Source organism: Shewanella frigidimarina NCIMB 400 (assembly GCF_000014705.1).
Lineage (GTDB): Bacteria > Pseudomonadota > Gammaproteobacteria > Enterobacterales > Shewanellaceae > Shewanella > Shewanella frigidimarina.
Genome location: NC_008345.1, coordinates 1,265,510 through 1,287,457 on the forward strand (window position 1 = coordinate 1,265,510; position 21,948 = coordinate 1,287,457).

Sequence of the window (21,948 nt, forward strand, 5' to 3'; positions counted from 1 at the left end):
GCAACGATGGTTATTTTTGTTTTAAGGAAGGAGTCGATTTTGAAACTAAATTTGAATAAATGGATGTTAGCAGCGGCCATCAGTGCTGTATTAAGTGGTTGCGCATATGACGCATATCAGTCGTCGAGTTTGCCCCAAGGTGTTACCTTAATTGAAACCGCGGCCCCGACAGCAAATCAAGTTAGCATTCCTTATAAAAAATATCAGTTAGCCAACGGCTTAACCGTGATTTTGCATCAAGATAAGTCAGATCCATTAGCTCATGTCGATGTGACCTATCATGTCGGTTCAGCCCGTGAATTAGCCGGTCGCAGTGGCTTTGCACATTTATTTGAACATATGATGTTCCAAGGCTCACAACACGTTGGTGATGAACAGCATTTTAAAGTGGTTACTGAAGCGGGCGGAACATTAAACGGCACCACCAATACCGACAGAACCAATTATTTTGAAACTGTGCCAAGTAATCAACTAGAGAAAATGCTGTGGTTAGAGTCTGACCGTATGGGCTTTTTACTGCCCGCCCTCACGAGTGAAAAATTCGAAGTACAACGTGAAACCGTTAAAAATGAACGTGCACAACGGATTGATAACCGTCCTTATGGCCGTTTAAATGAACGTTTTAACCAAGCGTTTTATCCAGCGGGTCACCCGTATTCTTGGCCTGTTATTGGCTGGCCAGATGATTTAGATCGCGCCACAGTTGCTGATGTGAAACATTTTTTTCAACGTTGGTATGGGCCTAATAATGCGACCTTAACCATTGGTGGCGACTTTGATGAGATCCAAACGTTAGCATGGGTAAATAAATACTTTGGTGAAATTCCAGCAGGGCCTACGGTTAAGCCTGAAGCTAAAACCATGGTGACATTGGATAAAACCCGTTATATATCGATGGAAGACAAAGTACATTTGCCATTAATATACATGGGATTCCCCACTGTTTACGCGCAACACAAAGACGAAGCCGCACTCGATCTACTCGCTAATATTCTCGGTGGCGGTAAAACATCACTTATCTATAAAAATTTGGTCAAAGATGGTTATGCAGTCCAAGCTGCAGTCAGCCATCCATGCCAAGAGCTTACTTGTCAGTTATCACTTTACGCTGTCGCTAACCCGAGTAAAGGCGGCAGTCTTGCTGATCTTGAAAGCAAAATTAATGAAACTATCAGTGAGTTTGAACAACGTGGCGTAACCGACGATGACTTGCAAAAAGTCAAAGTGCAGTTCGAAGCCAGCACTATTTTTGGTATGCAAAGTGTCGCTGGAAAAGTCTCGACACTTGCCGCTAACCAAACCTTTTTTGGTAAACCTGACATGGTGGCTGCTGATTTAGCTCGTTATGCTAACGTCACCAAAGCCGATGTAATGCGGGTATTTAATACCTACATTAAAAATAAGCCAATGGTGGTAATGAGTATTGTGCCAGAAGGGCAAACACAATTAATCGCCCACGCGGATAATTTTGAACCGACTACTTTGCCTATTGCGCAAGAAGCGGTAACGGGATTAACCGATATCACTTTCGCCAAATCTTCATTTGATCGCAATAAAACCCCAGCATCAGCCGCGGCGCCGATACTAACAGTGCCGCAATTATGGGACAGTAAGCTGGCAAATGGCATTAAAGTGATGGGCACTGAAAGTGACGAAACGCCAACTGTCGAACTGCTTATTTATTTGGATGGCGGCCATCGTTTAACCCCAATTAACAAGGCGGGTCTTGCTGAGTTAACTGCATCAATGCTTAATGAGTCGAGCGAGCAACGCAGCAGCGAGGATTTGGCTGGGGCGCTTGATATGTTAGGTTCATCGATTAGTTTTGGCGCCAGCGATTCACAAAGTTACCTTAAAGTGTCGAGTTTAACGGCAAACCTAGATGCCACGCTTGCCATCGTTAAAGAGCGTTTGTTTAGTCCCGGTTTTGTTGCTGCAGATTTTGAACGAGTTAAACAACAGCAGTTGCAAGGTTTGCAACATCAAATGTCCGATGCTAATTATCTAGCCCGAAGTGGTTTTTCTGCCTTGTTATATGGCAACAATAGCCCATTAGGGATCAGCAGTGATGGTACGATTAAATCAATATCAGCATTAACGCTAGATGACGTGAAGCAATTTTACCAACAGCAATACCGTGCAGGTAATGCTCAGATGGTCGTGGTGTCTGACTTAAATCAACAACAAATAATGCCTAAGTTGTCGATGTTTAATGAATGGCAAGGTGAGGCGACTCAGGTTGCAGCGCTGCCTGCATTACCAACACACCTTAAAAACACCATTTATTTGATTGATAAACCCGGTGCAGCACAGTCGGTGATTAATATCGGCCAAGTGTCGTTACCCTATGATGCAACAGGTGATTATTTTAAAGCTTATCTGATGAACTACCCATTAGGGGATGCGTTTAATAGTCGTATTAATCTTAATCTACGTGAAGATAAAGGTTACACCTATGGTGCGCGCACTCAGTTTGGTGGCGCTGAAGATACCGGTCAGTTTATGGCGTATGCTAGCGTAAGAAGCGATGTAACAGGGTTAGCAGTAGCTGAGTTTGTTAACGAAATTAACGCTTACCAAGCATCTGGTATGACTGACGAAGAAAGTGCCTTTATGCGCAGTTCCATTGCGCAGAGCCAAGCATTAGAATACGAAACCCCGTATCAAAAAGCCGGTTTTTTAAGAATGATCCAACGTTATCAGCTCGATAAAAGTTTTACGGCTAAACAAGACAAAATTGTGAAAAATATTTCAACCGAAGAGTTAAACAAACTTGCCAGTAAATTATTAAATATCAATGATATGGTGATGCTGGTGGTGGGTGATAAAACCACAGTTGTACCGCAGTTAACAGCGCTGGGGTATCAGATTGAAATGATGACACTTGCCGACTAGTTGAACACTTGCTACTACTAGGGTTAACACTAGCCTTGAAATAAGCTAATGTTAGCCTCATATACATGAGATATGTCCTTAGCTCAATCTGTTGTAAATATAGATTGAGCTAAATTATGTGCTTTAATCGTAATATCATACGATGTCGGTTTTTTGGCAAATAAAAGATAATGTTTGATGCTCAATCAACGGTGACGACTTATGTTGCCGTTTTTAATTTAACACCCATAAACACGCTAATTATACTGAGTTACATTTTTTTTCGCGTTTTCAGTAATAATCTCGTTTATTATCAGGTCTAGCTGTTTACTCGCAATGCGAATCCATAAAAGAGAGTAGTAAATTGAAGTCTTTCAATGAAAAAGTCGAACACTTAAGCGACACTCAAGGCCGTGAGGCTTTATTGGGCATGTTACGTGGTATTGAACGTGAAGCATTGCGTATTGATGAAAACGGCCATTTAGCACAAGACGGACACCCAGAAGCGCTCGGTTCTGCTCTGACCCATTCGCGCATTACCACTGATTACAGCGAAGCCTTATTAGAATTTATTACGCCAGTGAGTCATAGTATTGATGATTTGCTCGAAGGGTTAACGCAAACCCACGCTTACAGTGTGCGTAACCTTAATGGTCAAAAATTGTGGCCTGTCAGCATGCCATGTTACGTAGGTGAAGTCAGTGATATCCCTGTAGCACGATATGGCAGCTCCAATAACGGTAAAATGAAAACCTTATATCGTAAAGGGTTAACCCATCGTTATGGTGCATTAATGCAGATCATTTCTGGGGTTCATTTTAACTTTTCGGTGTCGCAAGATTTATGGCAACGTTTGTATGATGACAAGATGACCAATGGTGCCGCTTGTTGCAGTAAAAATATTAGCTTTGAAGACTTTATCTCAGAATCTTATTTTGGATTGATCCGTAACTACCGTCGTTTAGTGTGGGTGTTACCGTATTTGTTTGGGTCAACGCCGGCATTATGTAGTTCATTTATAAAAGATCAAGACGTCGATTTCGAATTTAAAAAAACCGGTAAAGGGACCTTATACCTTCCTTATGCAACTTCATTGCGCATGAGTGATTTAGGCTATACCAACAAAGAACAAGACACGCTTAATATTAGCTACAACTCATTGCCTGACTACCTTGAAGGCGTCGGCGCAGCAATTAAAATGCCATCGAAAAAGTTTGAAAAGATTGGTATTAATGTCGACGGTGAATTCCGCCAACTCAATAGTAATATTTTGCAGATTGAAAATGAATTTTATGCACCAATCCGTGCAAAACGTGTCACCCAAAAGGGCGAGAAACCTTCACAAGCGTTAGCACGTGCAGGCGTTGAGTACATTGAAGTACGTGCCTTAGACGTTAATCCATTTAGCCCAGTAGGGATAGATGCAACTCAAGTGCGTTTTCTTGATCTATTTTTATTGTACTGCTTATTGTCGCCATCTGAGGATACTGATGCCGTCGGCGACGCAGAGATTGCCGCTAACTTGAAAGCCGTAGTATTAGAAGGTCGTAAACCTGGACTTGAATTACAACGCAACGGTAAGACCATTAGCCTAACGCAATGGATGCACGAGTTATTTGGGCAATTAAACACAATCGCGAAGCTACTCGATGGTGATGATAGCCATGCTTACCAAACAGCCTTAAGCACGTGGTCTGAAGCTATCGATGATCCAGATAAAACGTTATCGGGCCGGGTGATAAACGAAGTTGTGGTTAAAGGTACCGACCATAGCGTGTGGGTTAAACAACTGGCAAATGATTATCATGAATTTTTAAGCCATTACCCATTAAGCGATGAAGTCGAACAAGGCTATGAAAACGAAGCTAAAAAGTCTTTGCTTGAGCAGCACAGTTTAGAAGCTCAACCACAAGATAATTTTGCGACGTTCCTCGCTCATTATTTTAGTGATCTTGTTCCAGCAGGCACTTTCGAGGCGAAGTAATCATGCAAGTTTATTCATCTTGGCGAGCACTGCTTGTTGCGGTTGTAGCATTAGCTTTACATGGCTGTGCTTCATCGCCAGATGAAATGGTAGAGTGCGGTACTGTATCGAGTTATTTAGCGCCCGATAACAGTGCCAACTTATACCGTGTCGTGGTCACTCACTTGGATGGCGTTGCCGTTATTTCAAGGCCCAATTACCTATTATCGCCAGGCGAGCATGCATTTACAGTGGCAGAGCTGATTAACTCACCAGAATTAAAAGTGTCATTATCAGCCCGTAAAGTGAAAGTGTTTACTGTCAATGTTGAGCTCGATCAGCGCTATCATATTGCAGCTCAATTCAATACCGATAAAATCTATATTGGCCAAAATCAGGGCTACTGGCAGCCAATTATTTGGCAAACAGAATCTCATCAATGTGAAATGAAACGTTAATACCCACTCTATCAATTATGTGCCCAATCAGGGTCACTCAGTCTTTTCAGTTTGAGGTGCATTGTTGAAAGAATGCCTGTTCCTTTATAAAACAATGCAACAAAAAAATGTAAGGATAATTGCATTGATTTTTAATTGATGTAAAACTGAGTCCAGAATCAATATCTTAGGTACTGGTAGAGGTGTTATGAAGTTTTTTTTAGGTGTTGTTAGCGCAATTGCATTACTGTCATTAGCGGGTTGTGCCACCTCGCCTCCGAAAGAGCCTGATAATCTGTGTTCGATTTTTAAAGAACACCGTTCTTGGTATGAAGCCGCAGTAGACACCCGTGAAAAATGGGGCGTACCAGTACATGTTCCTTTAGCGATGATGTATCAAGAAAGTTCCTTCAAACACAATGCCGCACCACCTATGGAATACTTTTTAGGTTTTATCCCCACTGGACGAGCCAGCGATGCCTATGGCTACGCACAAGCTAAAACCATGACGTGGGACGACTACGTTCGCGAAACTGGTAATAGTTGGTCTAGCCGCAGTGATTTTGATGATGCGATGGACTTTATGGGCTGGTTTATTTACAAAACCCATAAAATTAATGGTGTATCAAAGTGGGATGCTAAAAACCAATACTTAAATTATCACGAAGGTTGGGGCGGCTATAAGCGTGGTAGCTATAAAGCCAAAAGATGGTTAACGCCTGTAGCCAATAAAGTCGACAAACGTTCAAAACGCTACGCTGCGCAGTATCATCAATGCAAAGAAGATTTAGATTCGTCGTGGTTATGGCGAGTATTTTTTGATTAAGTCTGAGTGACTTTGTGTAGCGGCTTACTGATGACGGTGAACAATGATTAGCGTTTTAAGTGAAATTCCTAGCTATTCAATCACAAGAAAGAATTCAATCACAAGAAAGAATTCAATCACCAAATTTAATCACCAAAAATCAATAACAAAAAAGGAGCCTAGGCTCCTTTTTTCGTGTGTCTTTAGGTAAAGCCCTAAGAAACAGATTTGATGACTTGTTTAATTGATTTTACAAACTAATTAAACCCGCTTGTTTAACCAAGCTATTAAGCAAACTCTGCCAAAATCCAATCTAATGGTGCTTGATATTGTTGTGGCATCCACACTTTTAAGTGGCTAATGCTGTCATCTAACATCGCTTTATTATGCACAGACAGGTTCAAGTGACCGACTTTACGACCAACACGAACGTCTTTATTGTACCAAAACAGTTCGGCATTTGGCAGGCTTAACCAGCGGTCGTCTTTATCGACACCAATTAGGTTAACCATCACACATTGGAAATTAACCTGTGGTTGATGCAAAGGTAAATTACACAATGCACGCAAGTGCAATTCAAACTGGTTAATGTGGCAGCCCGCTTGAGTCCAGTGGCCAGAATTATGTACCCGCGGCGCTAACTCATTGACCATTAAGTGTTCGCCAACACGGAAACATTCCATTGCCATCACACCCACGTATTCAAGGCCATGCATCACCTTGCTCAACATGTCTTCTGCTTCAGCTTGCAAAGGCGCTAAACGGCTTAATGGCGCGATAGATGCCATTAAAATACCGTCTTGATGCAGGTTAAGTGTCAGTGGATAAAATAAACAGCGGCCATCCTGGGTGCGCACGCCGACTAGTGACACTTCTTCATCAAAGTTAATCGCTTGTTCTGCAATGGCTTCATTACGCCAATCGGCAGGGATGGTTGTTGCTTCTGCATGCTTAAGCCAATGTTGGCCTTTACCGTCATAACCACCAGTGCGACGTTTTAATAATACCCGTTCACCATAAGCCTGATGTAGCACCTCTGTGTTGGTATTATCATCAACTAATTGCCATGGCGATGTGGCGACGGCTAATTCATCGAGCAGACTTTTTTGGCTAAAACGATCCGCTAAACGACCAAATACAGGGCCATTGATAAAATGCGGATGTTGGCTGAGTTGTAAACTTAACTGCGACTCAGGCCATTGCTCGCGTTCAGCGGTAATGATGTCGTCAGCTTCTAGCGGTAATTGTGCATCTGATGGCGTCATAATATCGACTGGGCGCACATTAATGCCTAACGGTTGGCCAGCATGACTGAGCATGGCGCCTAATTGACCGTCACCCAATACCCATAGATTTTTTGGCAACGTCATTAGTCTTCTCTCGGATCGGGATTATCAAGGATCGAGCGAGTCTGCTCATCACGAAATGCTTCTAAACGCTCAGCTAAAGCGGCATCGGTAATCGCCAAAATTTGGCTAGCAAGTAAACCTGCGTTAAACGCACCAGCCGTACCGATAGCCAAGGTGCCAACGGCAATCCCTTTAGGCATTTGTACAATAGACAATAGACTGTCCATGCCAGATAGCGCCTTGCTTTGTACTGGGACTCCCAATACTGGCAAACGCGTTTTAGAGGCGATCATGCCTGGTAAATGGGCTGCTCCGCCTGCGCCACCAATAATGACTTTATAGCCTTTATCTGCAGCAGAACTTGCAAATTCCATTAGCTTGTCTGGTGTTCTGTGAGCTGAAACAACTTCAACATGATAAGGCACTTGTAACTTATCCATAATCTCAGCGGCGGCTTCCATTGTCGGCCAATCACTTTTCGAACCCATTACAACAGCAACTAGGGCTTGCATGTTAACTCCTTAACGTACTTATTCTATTAGTATATTTAGTTAACTCGCTCAGTAGGGTACAGCGGCGGTTAACGTCAATATTAAGGCGATAAAAAAGGTGCTAGATAATAGCATAAGCCGTGCTCTGTTGGCTGCATTTCAGTGTTTCTTGAGGCTAACACTCAGTTTCTAAATACGAAAACTACTTAAACACATTGTATATAAATAACCCTTTTACTTATCGCGCTCGTTATTAGCTGTATGCAAGGTCACTTTGTTGATGCGGCCAATATGAATAAATCAGTCGATAGATTAGAGGAATAACCATGAACAATACCCATAAACAACTTACTAGCAGCGCCTTAGCCATCGTGATTAGTGCTATTATTATCAGTGGTTGTGCGCAAGAATCCAAAGACAGTGCGAAACAAAGTCAGCCCCAATCTACTTCTAAAATTCAATCCGCGAGTAAAACGGATTCCTCTGCACAAGCGCGTCCCGAGTTATCTGAGGTAGCAGGCTTAGTGATGGCGTCTGAGCCACAGGCTGATTTATACCAAGGCTCAAAGGAGCTACATCGCAGTGCTAAAGTCATGACATCGTCAATGGCGCAGCGTATTGTGAGTTCTCAGCATGTTAGCGTAAGTGATCGCAATTTCTCTTTGGCACCAACGACTAATGATAAGTTTGAGTCGGTAGTGCAAAACGGCAATATGGTTGCTGGCGAAACACCGGTATCGACATTTTCAATTGATGTTGATACTGGCAGTTACAGCACTACGCGCAGATTAATCAATCAAGGCCAACTGCCGACTAAGAATACCGTTAGGGTAGAAGAGTTAGTCAATTACTTCAGCTATGACTACCCAGTACCGACAAACTCTGAGCAGCCATTTAGTGTCAATACTGAATTAGCACCATCACCTTACAATGCAGATACCCAGTTATTACGTATTGGCCTTAAAGGGTTTGATGTTGCGCCTGATAAGCTTAGCGCAAGTAATTTGGTGTTATTGCTTGATGTGTCAGGCTCTATGTCGTCTGCTGATAAATTGCCATTATTGAAACAAGCCATGCTAATGCTGAGTCAGCAACTATCGGCGCAAGATAAAGTATCGATTGTGGTGTACGCCGGTGCCAGTGGTGTAGTCCTTGATGGTGTCGCAGGTAATGACTTTACCGCCATTAAAACAGCCCTAAGTCAGTTAAATGCGCAAGGTGGCACTAACGGTAGCCAAGGTATTCAGTTGGCGTATCAATTAGCGCAAAAGCACTTTATCGAAAACGGCAGTAACCGAGTCATATTAGCCACCGACGGTGACTTTAACTTGGGGATGACAGATCATCAGCAATTGGTCGATTTCGTTGCCAGTCGAAGCAAAAAGGGGATTGGCTTATCAACACTTGGTTTTGGACTAGGTTCAGGTTCTGCCAGTTACAACGACCATTTGTTGGAGCAATTATCCAATAAAGCTAACGGACAATATGCCTTTATCGACACCTTAAATGAAGCACGGAAAGTGCTGGTTGATCAACTTAGTGCCACACTGTTAACCATTGCTCACGATGTTAAAGTGCAAATTGAGTTTAACCCTGCGGTGGTGTCTGAGTATCGACTGATTGGTTACGAAAACCGCTTGTTAAATCGTAGTGACTTTAATAACGATGCCGTTGATGCGGGCGAAATTGGTGCGGGTCATACTGTTACTGCATTATATGAAATTCGTTATAACGACAGCCATAATCGCCTAGTTGATCCGCTGCGTTATACCGCCACAGAATCGACGCAAATAGATGATGCTAAAGTTCATCCACATACCGCAAATGAAGTGGCTTATTTAAAGCTGCGTTATAAAGCGATTGGCGAACAAGACAGTCAATTAATCACTTACCCCATTAACCGTGAGCAGCAGTTAACGCATTTACACCAAGCCAGTGACGATTTTAGATTTGCTGCGGCAGTTGCAGGTTTTGGTCAGCTGCTTAACCAGAATAATTATGTCCACGATACTGATTATGCTAAGTTAATTACACTTGCTGAGTCTGCAATGGGCCAAGACCGTTTTGGCTATCGCCATGAGTTTGTGCAAATGTTAAAAACTGCAAGTGTACTCGATAAGCAGGTTTTGATGACTGAACCTGAAACTCGTTGGGTTAGCCAATAAATGCGTCACAAAAAGGATAAAATGGTGCCAACATCAATACACCCTAAGGATGAGTCGTTAATTCCTCAAGTGGGAAGTGACGAGCAACTGATGCTCGACTACCAAGCCGGTGACGTACGCGCGTTCGAAGCCTTATACCTTAAACACAAAGGCCCTTTGTACCGATATTTTGTGCGTCAATTACATGACCAGCAGCTAGCCGAAGATTTGTATCAAGATACCTGGGGTAAGGTGATTAATGCGGCGAAGCAATATCAAGTCACGGCTAAATTCACCACTTGGTTATATAAAATTGCCCATAATTTATTGATTGACCACGTGCGAGCCGTTAAGCCTCTCGATAAGGTTACCCCGCTTGGTGAAGATGAAACCATGGACAGCTTACAAGCCGACGATCAAGCTTCGCCCGAGCCACAAATTGAGCAGCAGCAACAAGCCGATATGATGAAGGGTTGCATTGCTAAGTTACCCGCAGTGCAAAAAGAGGCTTTTTTACTCAACATTGAAATGGGCATGACCGCCGCCATGATAAGCGACATTGCTAATGTGACTTTAGAAGCAACTAAAAGTCGTATTCGTTATGCTTATCAGAGTATTAAGCAATGTATTGCTAATCAAAGGCAGGAGACAACATTATGAGTCAGCAACAAGATCATGATGCAGAGTTCACTGCATTACAAACTGAAATCAAAGATGCTTATCATCAACAACCATTAGAGCAACCCTCTGCAGAACTTGATGAAGCCATATTAGCCAAGGCGCGTTCGGGGGCTAACGTCACTAAAGTGAGTTCAACTAAAAAATCAATCTGGCAACGCAATGCTTGGGTGTACTCAAGTGCTGCCTCAGTGTTGCTGGTGGCGGGATTATTTATATTAAATCCAAGTTTGCAAAAACACCTTGGCACAGACTCGGAGCAAAGCGTACCTGCTCAGCAGTCATCATTTAAGCAGGTCAAATCGACATCGGATGTACCTAAAGTAACAGAATCACCAGTTGAAGATGCCACAGCCGCAGAATCGATTGCCGTACAGGGATTGTCGATGAGTTCAGCGCCAATGAATAGTGAACGTGTTAATCGTGATGTAGTCAGTGAAGCATCTGATAACAATCGGTCTGATAGCAACGGAACCATTGAATCTCAAATGGCAGATAAATCGTCCGCGGTAATGAGTGCCGCGCCAGCACCTGCCAAAGTAAATGCAGAAGTACAAAAGAAAGTATTAGAGCTGCAATCACGTAGCCATGACAAGGAGGTGCAACAAGTGAAACAGTCATTTAATGGTTCGTTAAAAGGTGACATTGAGTTAGATACTGCTGATGTTGCTTTGGCTCGTTTAAAAGTATTAATGGCCGACAATAAACTGATTCAGGCTGAGCGTTATATGATCACCATCGATCAACGCTTCCCTGAGTTATCAGATCCGTCGCATCCACTTTATGAGCAATACCATAAAATTGTACTGCAACTGACTTCGCAGTAAGCAAAATACCAGAACACTAAGACGGTAAAATACCAACGGCTAAGCAATTATTGCTTAGCCGTTTTTGTTTCCTGTAGAGCTTAGTTACATTTTTGTACTGCAACAATTGGCATAACTCTGATAACGTGAATCAATCAATAAAAATAGCCTACTCGATAACGCGTTATCTCTAATTATCGACTTTATAAGGAAGCTCCTCACCATGAAACTTCGTCGCTCCGTTGCGCATTGTATGTTGGCACTAGGCACTTTAGCGTGTTCATCAATGATATTCGCCAACGCCTCAAATCAAGGTTATTACCGTGCTCCAGCCTTAAACGATCAAACCTTAGTGTTTACTGCCGAAGGCGATCTTTGGACTAAGCAACTCAATCAAACCAAAGCCAGCCGCTTAACCAGTTTGGCCGCAGAAGAGTTAGACGCAACTATTTCTAAAGACGGTAAATGGGTGGCATATACTGCCAATTATGAAGGCGCAACCGAAGTGTATGTGATGCCAATTGCAGGCGGCGTAGCTAAACGTGTGAGCTTTGAAAACAGCCGAGTACGTCTGCAAGGCTGGACAGCGTCTGGCGAAGTATTGTATTCAACCGACAACGCCTTTGGCCCGGCTAACTTCTGGGTGCTTAAAACCGTTGACCCACAATCCTTAACCATTACCGATTTACCGTTAGCTGACGCAGTCGAAGGCACCATTGATGATAAAGGTGAATATGTTTATTTTACCCAATTTGGTCTGCAAGTTAGCGGCGACAATGTCAAAGTGTATCGCGGCGGCGCCAAAGGCGAAATTTGGCGTTATAAGTTAGGCAGTAAACAAGAAGCGCAGCAGTTAACCAGCGCCCATGAAGGCTCGGTTAAACAGCCAATGCTATGGAACCAGCGTGTTTACTTTGTCAGTGACCAATCAGGCAATGACAACATCTGGTCAATGACACTAGATGGCAAAGACATTAAACAACTTACTCAATACAGCGACTGGCAAGTGCGTGACGCCCAGCTTAATAATGGCCGTATTATATTTCAGCAGGGCGCCGACATTAAGTTGCTTAACTTAGCCGATCTTGCAGAATCTACAGTAGCCATCGAGCTTACCAGCGACTTTACTCATCGCCGTGAGCAGTGGGTTAACGACCCAATGGATTACGCCACCTCGACAGTATTTTCTCATCAAGGCGATAACGTAGTAATAACGGCCCGTAGCCATGTAGCTATTGCCAGCAACGATGGTCGTCGTTTAGTGCAAATAGATTCACCCGCCGATAGTCGTGTACGCGATGCGTTGTTAAGTGATGACGGCAAATGGGTTTATGGCATTAGCGATGCGTCTGGCGAACAAGAAATTTGGCAATATCCTGCCGACGGTTCTGCTGGTGCTAAGCAGCTCACTAAAGATGGCAGCACCTTACGCACCAGCTTGTCGTTATCTCCCAATGGCCGTTATTTAGTGCATGACGATTACATGGGCAATGTATGGTTACTTGATTTAAGCCGCTACAATAACCAAAAAATCATACAAAATGGTGAGGGTTTAGGCCCTTACCAAGACATAAAATGGTCTGGCGACAGTCAATTTATTGCGCTAACCAAGGCTGAAATTGGCAAACAACGTCCGCAAATTGTGTTGTATTCCATTAACGAATCAAAATCACAAACCTTGACCACAGACAAATATGAGTCGTTTTCTCCTAGCTTTAGTCACGATGGTAAATGGTTGTATTTCTTGTCTAACCGCGAATTTAAAGCTAATCCTGGCTCGCCTTGGGGCGACCGTAACATGGGACCGATTTTTGACAAGCGCACTCAAGTGTTTGCCTTAGCGTTAGACGCTAAAGCGTCGTTTCCGTTTGCCAAACCAACCGAGCTTACCGTTAACAAAGACGCTAAAAAAGCTGACAGTAAAGACCAAGACATCCCAGCAAAAGTCAAAGTAGAGTGGGACGGATTAAACCAACGCTTATGGCAAGTGCCAGTTGATGCAGGTAACTACAATAGCTTAACCGCAGCTAAAGATAAGCTGTATTTATTGGATGGTAGCCAAGACAAAAGCGAGCTAAAACTGATTAAGTTTGACCCGCTCAATATTAAAGTCGACGCCTTTAGCGAAGATGTCGGCCAATATTCGCTATCAAAAGATGGCAGTAAAATCATGCTGCGCAAACAATCTGATCCTAAAAGCCTCATGATTGTCGATGCCGGCGACAAACTTCCCAGCGATGTATCGCGCGCCAAAGTCAGCACCGACCAATGGCAATTAAGTATTTCGCCGCAGCAAGAATGGCAACAAATTTTTGAAGACGCGTGGTTAATGCATCGCGACTCGTTTTTTGATCCAAAAATGCGCGGCGTAGATTGGCAAGCAGCTAAAGCTAAATATCAACCTTTGGTCGACAGACTGACCGATCGTAATGAGCTGAATGACATTTTTACCCAAATGATGGGTGAACTGAACTCGTTACATTCACAAGTGCGTGGTGGAGATATTGCCCAAGATGCCGATGCAGCCAAAGCCGCTGCATTAGGGGCTAGGCTGACACAAACCGATAGAGGTGTGGTAATAAGCCATATTTATCAAACCGATCCTGAGTTACCGTTGTCGGCATCCCCATTGGCACGCATTGAGGTTGATGCGAAAGAAGGCGATGTGATTGCGAGCATCAATGGCAAGAAAATCACTAACATTGCCGATGTAACTCAACTGCTGCGAAATCAAGGCAACAAGCAAGTGTTGCTCGGTTTAGTCCGTGGTAAAACAGCCATCAATACCATAGTGACTCCCCATGATATTGGTACCGATGCCAAGCTGCGTTACCTTGATTGGGTTGAGCATAACGGCGACAAAGTGGCCAAAGCCTCTAAAGGGAATATTGGTTATTTACACTTATATGCCATGGGCAGCGGTGATGTCGAAAGCTTTGCTCGCGAGTTTTATACTAATTACGACAAAGAAGGTTTAATCATCGATGTTCGCCGCAATCGTGGTGGCAATATCGACAGCTGGATTATCGAAAAACTGTTACGCCGTGCGTGGGCATTTTGGCAGCCAACTCATGGCAGCACAAACGCAAACATGCAACAAACCTTCAGAGGCCATTTAGTTGTGTTGGCTGATCAAATGACCTACTCAGATGGTGAGACTTTTTCTGCTGGCATTAGAGCGCTGAATATTGCGCCTATAATCGGTAAGCAAACCGCGGGCGCTGGTGTGTGGTTGTCGGGTCGAAATTCAGTGACCGACAAAGGCATGGCACGAGTGGCAGAATACCCACAATATGCCATTGATGGCCGTTGGGTTGTTGAAGGTCACGGGGTTGAGCCAGACATTGAAGTTGATAACTTACCTTATGCCACTTTTAGCGGTAAAGATGCACAGCTTGATGCTGCTATCAGTTATTTGAAAGATGAACTAGTACAACAACCTATTGCTCCATTACAAGGCTTGCCAATGCCTGACATTGGCCCTGCAGCCGACATAAAAGCGAAGTAACCTCATATTGAGTTAAGTAAACCAATAAAAAATAACCCTCTTAGCGTCATGTTGAGAGGGTTATTATTAAAAATGTAAAAATGTAAAAATGTAAAACTGTAAAACTGTAAAAAATCTTACTGCTTTATTTCAACTTCACATGCTAATGAGTTAGCAATAAAGCAATTTGCATGGGCTTTTTCATGTATCTTCGCTAACGTTTCTTCGTCAACTTCAATCCCTTCTGCAAACGTGACATTAGGTGCTAATGTCATCTTAACCACAGCGACTTTACCCGCCTCATTTTTACCTAAATCAGCAGTGGCATTATCAACATAACTGGCAACAGGTAGCCGCTTTAAATGGGCAATCGCTAAAAAGGTCAGCATGTGGCATGAGGATAGAGCCGCAAGTAAGCTTTCTTCTGGATTCACTTTATCAGCATTACCTTTGTATTCAGGCGCAGATGACGCTTGAATCGTTTGCCCAGTGCCAAATTTAACCTCATGATCGCGATTAAATTCACCTTCCTCACTTGGTGAAGACTGCCAATTTACCGTTAATTTAAAGCCCATTTTGTACTCCCCAAACCACATAGACGTGGTGTTTATAACAACTTAATTTAGCGTGAATCACTCTGAAAATCGGTCACTCACCAAACGGTAACACATCTCTATTGATTCAACACCAAGCGTACCCTAATGTCCATTAATTTGACCCAAATAGTCAAACTGAAACGACCACTAAATGTGGCGAAATCGATACAAACAATGTTGATAAAGCCTTATCCATTAATCCGATTTAAATATCTTTTGAATCATGCTTTTATATATTTTTTCGTTATTTATCTATGAGTTTTCAAACAACGGAATACTATCTATTTGTAATCAATGCGTATGTGCTGTGCTATGTCATTTACCACGTCGATATTACGTTAGCTGTTGGTGATAATGAATTTAAAATCGCGACAACAGATTGGTCGACAATTGACTTCGGCGCAATAGCCGGTGATGATGCAGTGACTGAAGGGCTGTTGAAAACCTTAGTGAAAAAAGGTGCCAACATGCATTTTAATGTCACAATCGCCAGTACCTATCGCTTTACGGTGACAGGCCCAAGTACTTAGACGCCAACCTTATTAGTTACCAAGTTGAACTAGGTTTAAGTGGTTGTCTCGTAAAAAACAAAACCCAGCTTAGGCTGGGTTTTGTGTGTTTCTTCAAAGCGGCTTATGCTGCTTCAGCGAGCAGTTTGGTAATCAATTCTGCAATAGTGTCGGGGTCTTGTGCGCCAGAGACTAAATATTGTTGATTAAACACAATGGCAGGCACGGCTTGAATTCCGCGGCTGATCCACAATTGCTCTTCTTCTTTTACTGCAGTTTCAAAGCGTTTGTCGCTGAGCACTGCACGTGCCTCAGCAGCATCTAAGCCAACCTTTGTAGCTGCTTCAATGAGTACTTCAATGTCATCTGGGTTTTTCTGCTCAGTAAAATAACTGCTAAACAGCGCCAATTTCAAGTCAGTTTGCTTACCCGTCTCTGCAGCCCAATACAGTAGCTGGTGGGCCAGTAGCGTGTTGTAAATACGTGATGAGTCGGAAAAGTTAAATTCAAAACCTAAATCGGCCCCCATTTGGGTTAATCGCTGACGGTTTTGTGCGCTTTGCTCTGGTGTTGAACCGTATTTTTCTGCAATGTGTTCCCCTAAATGCTGACCCTCTGATCCCATTGCTGGATTTAGCTCAAACGGATGCCACTGCAATTTAACCTCTAAATCGTCAAATTTGCTCAATGCTTGTTCAAGTCGGCGATAACCGACAATGCACCATGGGCACATTACGTCTGAAATAATGTCAATTTGGATCTGATTAGTAGCCATGAATGTTCCTGTTAATGATTAATTCGACTTAATTTAGTTAAGTCTACAAAAATAAAATGGGTATAGTTGCTTATAAATTAACTGCTTTTAGCGGTTAATTGATTGGTTTACCATCACTTGTGTAAACAACACAAAAGTTGCAACCTTTGGGACTAAATTGTGTCTATACTTAACCAGTAATCTGATGTTTAATCAATGTAAGGGGTAGGTCAATTAGATATACCCCATGCACGTTTATTAATGGTATTGCTGGTAAAGTATACAAACAGATATAAAACACATTATAGGTTTGAGTACTTGTGATACAAAGCACATGCCGATGTCTAAATATGTCAGCCTGCATTTGTACAACAACACTATTTATGTCAGCATGCAGTTGTAATACGCAATAAATTTGGCAAGTAAATTCTTTTAAGGACAATCTATGAAAATAAATCTTTCTGGTCACCATGTTGATGTTACTGATACTGTCAAACAACACGTAGATGAAAAATTCGCTAAAATAGCTAGCCATTTCCCGACGCTTATCTCGCTAGATATCATCATTGCTAAAGAGCATGGTGAATATGATGTTGAAATTAGAACTAACTATGAAGGAACTCGCATTGCTGCTAAAGGTACTGACTTAGTCATGTATCCCGCTATCACGAGCGCCGCTAAAAAATTAGATGCGGCACTAAAGCATCGTAAAGGTCAATTAAAAGCAGACTTACATGAAAAACCAGATGTAACTGCACCTGAAATCGCTTACGAAAAAGTGCAAGAAATGGACTTACGTTAAGCATCGTCGTTTATATAACGATACCCAAAAACGCAGCCTAGGCTGCGTTTTTTTGTTCAGCGTCATAATAACTAACCTTGTCCAGTCATAATAACCTAGCAACTCAAGCTAGCTTCGACTTGCTAGAGCGTTGCATTGCTAAAAAGCTAAGCGCAGTAAAGCATCAATACGTTCGCTGCAGCTTGTTAAGTTTGTAAAGCCTCTGCGTTATCTTTGTATAGAGTCTAGCCGCGAAGCGTTCTAGCATTTAGCTGTTATTTTGGGATATAAAACAGCAATAACATTTATGTGATGGACAATACTCCAGTCGGCTCAAAGGTCGATAGATGTTGTTTGCTGTGGATACACTTGGTTTCTGCCATTCTTTTTCGCTTGATACAAATTTCTGTCGGCATTGTTGATAAGTTCATCAATATTTTGATCATCGGTTAATTGTGAAATGCCAATACTGATGGTTAGGCTAATCTCGTGTTTAAGAAAATGCACCTTATGATGGTGTACGTTAGTACGAATTTTTTCTGCAATGACAGAAGCTTGCTCAGCCGAGGTTTGCGGCAGAATAAACAGAAACTCTTCGCCTCCCCAGCGTGCGACACAATCTTGCTGCCTCACACTCTGTTTAAACACCTGCGATAACTCAGTAAGCACCATATCGCCGCAATTGTGGCCGTATTTATCATTGACCATTTTAAAATGATCAAGATCGCAGAGCAAAACAGATAATGGTTCGTTGTTTCGTGAAATTCTTGATTTTTCCTGCTGTAAAATGGTTAACGCATTACGTCGGTTAGCCAGTGTCGTTAATGGATCAGATAATGCGAGTTGTTGATATTTTTTACCGAGCTTCAGCGCACTATTGTAGGATAACATTCTTGAATATTCATATAACGCGGAGAGGAAGGTAGTGGTTAAAAATGACAATATTAACCGGACTTTAAACTCAGTTGAGTAAGTTGCATATTGAGGCATCTCTATCGGTGAAAACATAATAATAGCGATAATACTCAAGAAAAATAGCAGGTTAACCAGACCATAACTTAATCCCAGTACATAAACGGAAACTGGCGCCACAATAAATATCCACAATGGACCTGTTTGTTCCACCCCGCCAGTAAAGACTAAGTAGAACATCAGTATATATAACGAGTAAATGATAATAAAAGAGCTCAGGTTAAGCTTGTTGTATTTTTTGAGTACAATGTAAGCCAAACAGTAAATGATGCTGGAGACAAATAGAGTGATGGTTAATACATTATTACTGTTAAATAAGCTTATTACGCCCATCACAAAAGTCACCGACATTCCGACTAATGAAAACAGAGATATAACGCGAGCCTGCTGAAGTTCTCCGTTACTTTTACTTTCATTTTTAATGAATGTTAGCAATGGGCCATCCTTTAAATGCTTCGTGCCGATATGTCGTTAGAATTGATTTGAGTGATGTTTGATATTCAAAAAGAACTTGTATAAAGAATATTATTTAGAGTGACATGAATTAAGCTTTTATCCAATGATCTTTTTAACATGCCCAATTTAACATGCTTAAAGTAATCAAAGCGGTAACATCGGTAAGGGTGATAACCTCGAATGCATTGCTGACAAAGTGTTCGGCGGATTGTTAGGGCGATAACAATGATGAAAAGCGTATGCTTCGCTTACATAGATCACTAAAAATCTATAGCAAAATAAAGCTATAGCAAAATAAAGCGGGAAGGGGGATTCGATTCGACTGTTGAACTTTTAATCTTTCAGATTCATCGCTTTTATAGAATCTATCCGCGAAGCGTCCTAGTGTTTAGCTTGTGAATGTTTAGGTTGTGGATATTGAGAGTGACAAAATGACGTGACGGCTTTGATAGAAACAAGCTGCAAAGCGTTCTAGCACTTAGGCTTAGAACGCTTTAACAGCCTTAGTTTGAGTTATTCTTCGTCGTTAATGTCTGCATTGTGGTAAACGTTCTGAACGTCATCACAATCATCAAGAGCCGCTAAGAACTTTTCAAAACTTTCAATATCTTCACCAGTAAGTTCAGTCATTGTTTGTGGCACAAATGCTAAATTCTCTACCTTAAAGTCTATCTCTGGAAAGGCTTCAGTTAACACAGTGCGCGCATTGTTAAACTCAGATACGGGTGCAAATACGCTAATGATGCCATCTTCTAGCTCTACATCGGCAACGTCGACGTCGGCCATCATAAGCAATTCAAGAATGGCTTCATCGTCTTCACCTTCAAACACAAAAACTGCTTGATGTTCGAACATATGGCCAACAGTACCAGGGCTACCTAACTTGGCATCATTTTTAACAAATGCTTGGCGAACCTGAGTAAATGTGCGATTACCGTTGTCTGTTAAGCAGTCAACAATCACCATACAGCCGCCAGGACCAAAACCTTCATAGCGGGCGGTATCATAATCTTCACCACCACCACCACGAGCTTTTTCAATGGCACGTTCAATTACGTGTGCTGGAACTTGATCTTTCTTCGCGCGGGCAATCAAGCTACGTAGTGCTAGGTTGCCATCTGGGTCGACGCCACCTTTAGCGCAAATATAAATCTCTTTACCGTAACGTGAGTAAATTCGTGTCTTTTGGCCAGCGGTTTTCGCCATGGACTCTTTTTTATTTTGATATGCTCTGCCCATCTTAATCTCGTTTTATTAAATGTTTAAAGGCTAAAAATTGTCACCGATTCTAGCAGGAATAAGTTGTGCTGTTTAGGTGCTGGTTCTAAATTTTGCATAAATAACCTTGTAGCAAAATAATAAAAGGTTATCAAACAGTCCTTTGCCCTAGTCACTAGGTTGCATTCACTTACAATAGACCTGCAATTGCCAAGTAAATTGGTGTTGTTTATAAGGCAACAAAAACGTTTGCGATGACCCTCGTGAAATCGTCTGACTTTTTGCGTTGGCCTATTTCTCATCCCGAGATGAGGTTTAATAAGCTTGTTTACAGTGTAAATACTGCATAATAAAGCGCTAGCACCTCGCACTTACAGGACATAAGTATTCATATTTACACATCAGTTGTGTTAAGTTTATGTGCTAAGAGCCTTAAATCGATAATACAATTTAACAGTGTATTATCGTATAAAGCCGAAATATAAAAATAAGAGAAACGACTTCTCTATTGGGTTAACTCAATATTGAAAGTCCATTGTTTCATCCTTTTACCCTGAGATGTATTGATGAGTTAGATGATCAATATCATTTCTAAACTTAATCAGTATGTTAGAAATGAGAGTCCGAATATGAAATCTGAATCTGCTGAAGGTCAAACGTCAAATGCGACGGTGACTATTTTGTATTACGAAGCCCCTGTTGGTTTAGAAATGCATAATGCTGTGATGACCGATCTGCAAATCAGCCAAACTGGGCGTGTAATGATCCCTGAATCATTTCGTCGAGGTAAATCTATTATTGCGGTATTAGAAGGCGAGTGCAAAATACTTAACTCACTGGGTGAACGTGTTTACTCACAACGAGTTATGAGCAAATTAGAAAATTAAATGAAGCTCAAGTAAAAAAAGACACGTGAAGTGTCTTTTTTTTTGTAATTTTTAACATGTGGGCATTTATCACGCGAGTTAGCTGTACTATTTTACCGGCTCACAGCGTAGTAAATCAGCTAACAGTTTATCTGCTAAAGGCTGTAATACTTGCTCATTAGGCTGAGTGTGAGCCACTGTTCGTAAACCGTATATTCCCATCACTAAATACTGCGCTAAAAATTGACTGTCGCTGTCCTGTGCTATCAGCTTCTGCGCTTTTGCTGTATCGAACACCATTGCAAGTGACTGGTGCCATAGCTGTAAAAACTGGCAAGTCATTTGTTTTATTTGTTCATCTTGCTCGCCCATTTCACTGAGTGACTTGGTCAGTAAACACGCCTGGGTAGCATCACAGCTTAAACATTCTTGTACGATTAGCGCTAAATAAGCACCTAAGTTGTCGACTGCTGATCGGTCATTGGCAAACAATTGCTGAAACTGTTCATTACGATCTTGTTGGTATTGCTCAATAGCAGCAATAAATAAGCCTTTTTTATTATCAAAGGCACAGTAAATTGACCCCGGATGTAGCCCCGTTGCTTTAGTGAGATCTTGCATGCTGGTTTTAGCGTATCCATTCACTAAAAAGGTGCTCATTGCAGCACGTAAAACCGTTTCTCTATCAAATTCAGCGTGTCTCATATCTGGTCACTTCTGGTCAACAACAAAGCGTGATAACTCATAACGCTCGAGTCTAAC

18 protein-coding genes are annotated in these 21,948 nt (G+C 42.1%); 11 read left to right on the forward strand and 7 right to left on the reverse strand.

From position 1 onward, the window contains the following. Positions 1 to 51 precede the first annotated feature (51 nt). From SFRI_RS05535 to SFRI_RS05550, 4 genes are all read left to right on the forward strand, one after another. Positions 52 to 2,895, forward strand: coding sequence for a M16 family metallopeptidase (locus SFRI_RS05535; protein ID WP_041413438.1), 2,844 nt, complete (start codon positions 52 to 54; stop codon positions 2,893 to 2,895). A gap of 325 nt (positions 2,896 to 3,220) precedes the next feature. Continuing rightward, the gene (gene gshA, locus SFRI_RS05540; protein WP_049763521.1) at positions 3,221 to 4,858 is read left to right on the forward strand and encodes a glutamate--cysteine ligase; all 1,638 of its coding nucleotides are present in this window, start codon (positions 3,221 to 3,223) and stop codon (positions 4,856 to 4,858) included. Between the two features lie 2 nt (positions 4,859 to 4,860). Beyond that, positions 4,861 to 5,295 carry a hypothetical protein gene (locus tag SFRI_RS05545; RefSeq protein ID WP_011636547.1) on the forward strand — a complete coding sequence of 145 codons (435 nt, stop codon included), beginning with the start codon at positions 4,861 to 4,863 and terminating at the stop codon, positions 5,293 to 5,295. Positions 5,296 to 5,482: 187 nt separating this feature from the next. Then, the gene (locus SFRI_RS05550; protein ID WP_011636548.1) at positions 5,483 to 6,100 is read left to right on the forward strand and encodes a transglycosylase SLT domain-containing protein; all 618 of its coding nucleotides are present in this window, start codon (positions 5,483 to 5,485) and stop codon (positions 6,098 to 6,100) included. Between the two features lie 266 nt (positions 6,101 to 6,366). Here the strand turns inward: SFRI_RS05550 and purK are convergent, their stop codons facing one another. Then, positions 6,367 to 7,449, reverse strand: coding sequence for a 5-(carboxyamino)imidazole ribonucleotide synthase (gene purK / locus SFRI_RS05555; RefSeq protein WP_011636549.1), 1,083 nt, complete (start codon positions 7,447 to 7,449; stop codon positions 6,367 to 6,369). Then, positions 7,449 to 7,940 carry a 5-(carboxyamino)imidazole ribonucleotide mutase gene (purE, locus tag SFRI_RS05560; RefSeq protein ID WP_011636550.1) on the reverse strand — a complete coding sequence of 164 codons (492 nt, stop codon included), beginning with the start codon at positions 7,938 to 7,940 and terminating at the stop codon, positions 7,449 to 7,451. Before purE ends, purK begins: the two co-directional genes overlap by 1 nt. A gap of 305 nt (positions 7,941 to 8,245) precedes the next feature. Here purE and SFRI_RS05565 point away from each other — a divergent pair, with 305 nt between their 5' ends. The 4 genes from SFRI_RS05565 (at position 8,246) to SFRI_RS05580 (ending at position 15,055) form a co-directional block, all read left to right on the forward strand. Beyond that, positions 8,246 to 10,084 carry a vWA domain-containing protein gene (locus tag SFRI_RS05565; RefSeq protein ID WP_011636551.1) on the forward strand — a complete coding sequence of 613 codons (1,839 nt, stop codon included), beginning with the start codon at positions 8,246 to 8,248 and terminating at the stop codon, positions 10,082 to 10,084. A 21-nt stretch (positions 10,085 to 10,105) separates the two neighbouring features. Beyond that, positions 10,106 to 10,723: a sigma-70 family RNA polymerase sigma factor gene (locus SFRI_RS05570; RefSeq protein ID WP_041412826.1), complete on the forward strand. Its 618-nt coding sequence runs from the start codon at positions 10,106 to 10,108 to the stop codon at positions 10,721 to 10,723. Then, on the forward strand, positions 10,720 to 11,568 hold the full coding sequence (locus SFRI_RS20980; RefSeq protein WP_011636553.1) for a hypothetical protein: 849 nt from the start codon (positions 10,720 to 10,722) through the stop codon (positions 11,566 to 11,568). Before SFRI_RS05570 ends, SFRI_RS20980 begins: the two co-directional genes overlap by 4 nt. A gap of 202 nt (positions 11,569 to 11,770) precedes the next feature. Next, a complete protein-coding gene (locus tag SFRI_RS05580) occupies positions 11,771 to 15,055 on the forward strand; it encodes a S41 family peptidase (protein WP_011636554.1) in 3,285 nt (1,094 codons plus the stop codon). Between the two features lie 116 nt (positions 15,056 to 15,171). On the opposite strand, the gene SFRI_RS05585 is transcribed toward SFRI_RS05580, so the two are convergent. Further along, on the reverse strand, positions 15,172 to 15,609 hold the full coding sequence (locus SFRI_RS05585; RefSeq protein WP_011636555.1) for an OsmC family protein: 438 nt from the start codon (positions 15,607 to 15,609) through the stop codon (positions 15,172 to 15,174). A gap of 275 nt (positions 15,610 to 15,884) precedes the next feature. Here SFRI_RS05585 and SFRI_RS05590 point away from each other — a divergent pair, with 275 nt between their 5' ends. After that, positions 15,885 to 16,160: an early set domain-containing protein gene (locus tag SFRI_RS05590; protein ID WP_011636556.1), complete on the forward strand. Its 276-nt coding sequence runs from the start codon at positions 15,885 to 15,887 to the stop codon at positions 16,158 to 16,160. Between the two features lie 103 nt (positions 16,161 to 16,263). Here SFRI_RS05590 and SFRI_RS05595 read toward each other — a convergent pair whose 3' ends face one another. Next, positions 16,264 to 16,914, reverse strand: coding sequence for a DsbA family oxidoreductase (locus tag SFRI_RS05595; RefSeq protein ID WP_011636557.1), 651 nt, complete (start codon positions 16,912 to 16,914; stop codon positions 16,264 to 16,266). Positions 16,915 to 17,338: 424 nt separating this feature from the next. Between SFRI_RS05595 and hpf the strand changes: the two genes are divergently transcribed. Next, positions 17,339 to 17,695, forward strand: a complete 357-nt coding sequence (hpf, locus tag SFRI_RS05600; RefSeq protein WP_011636558.1) for a ribosome hibernation-promoting factor, HPF/YfiA family — start codon at positions 17,339 to 17,341, stop codon at positions 17,693 to 17,695. A 312-nt stretch (positions 17,696 to 18,007) separates the two neighbouring features. Here the strand turns inward: hpf and SFRI_RS05605 are convergent, their stop codons facing one another. Beyond that, complete coding sequence (locus SFRI_RS05605) at positions 18,008 to 19,081, reverse strand: GGDEF domain-containing protein (RefSeq protein ID WP_011636559.1); 1,074 nt, start codon at positions 19,079 to 19,081, stop codon at positions 18,008 to 18,010. A 534-nt stretch (positions 19,082 to 19,615) separates the two neighbouring features. After that, on the reverse strand, positions 19,616 to 20,341 hold the full coding sequence (locus SFRI_RS05610) for a YebC/PmpR family DNA-binding transcriptional regulator (protein WP_011636560.1): 726 nt from the start codon (positions 20,339 to 20,341) through the stop codon (positions 19,616 to 19,618). 608 nt (positions 20,342 to 20,949) lie between these two features. Between SFRI_RS05610 and SFRI_RS05615 the strand changes: the two genes are divergently transcribed. Further along, positions 20,950 to 21,207 (forward strand): TIGR02922 family protein, encoded by a 258-nt coding sequence (locus SFRI_RS05615; protein WP_041412828.1) that lies wholly within the window; start codon positions 20,950 to 20,952, stop codon positions 21,205 to 21,207. Positions 21,208 to 21,294: 87 nt separating this feature from the next. On the opposite strand, the gene SFRI_RS05620 is transcribed toward SFRI_RS05615, so the two are convergent. Then, on the reverse strand, positions 21,295 to 21,891 hold the full coding sequence (locus SFRI_RS05620; RefSeq protein WP_011636562.1) for a TetR/AcrR family transcriptional regulator: 597 nt from the start codon (positions 21,889 to 21,891) through the stop codon (positions 21,295 to 21,297). Positions 21,892 to 21,948 lie beyond the last annotated feature (57 nt).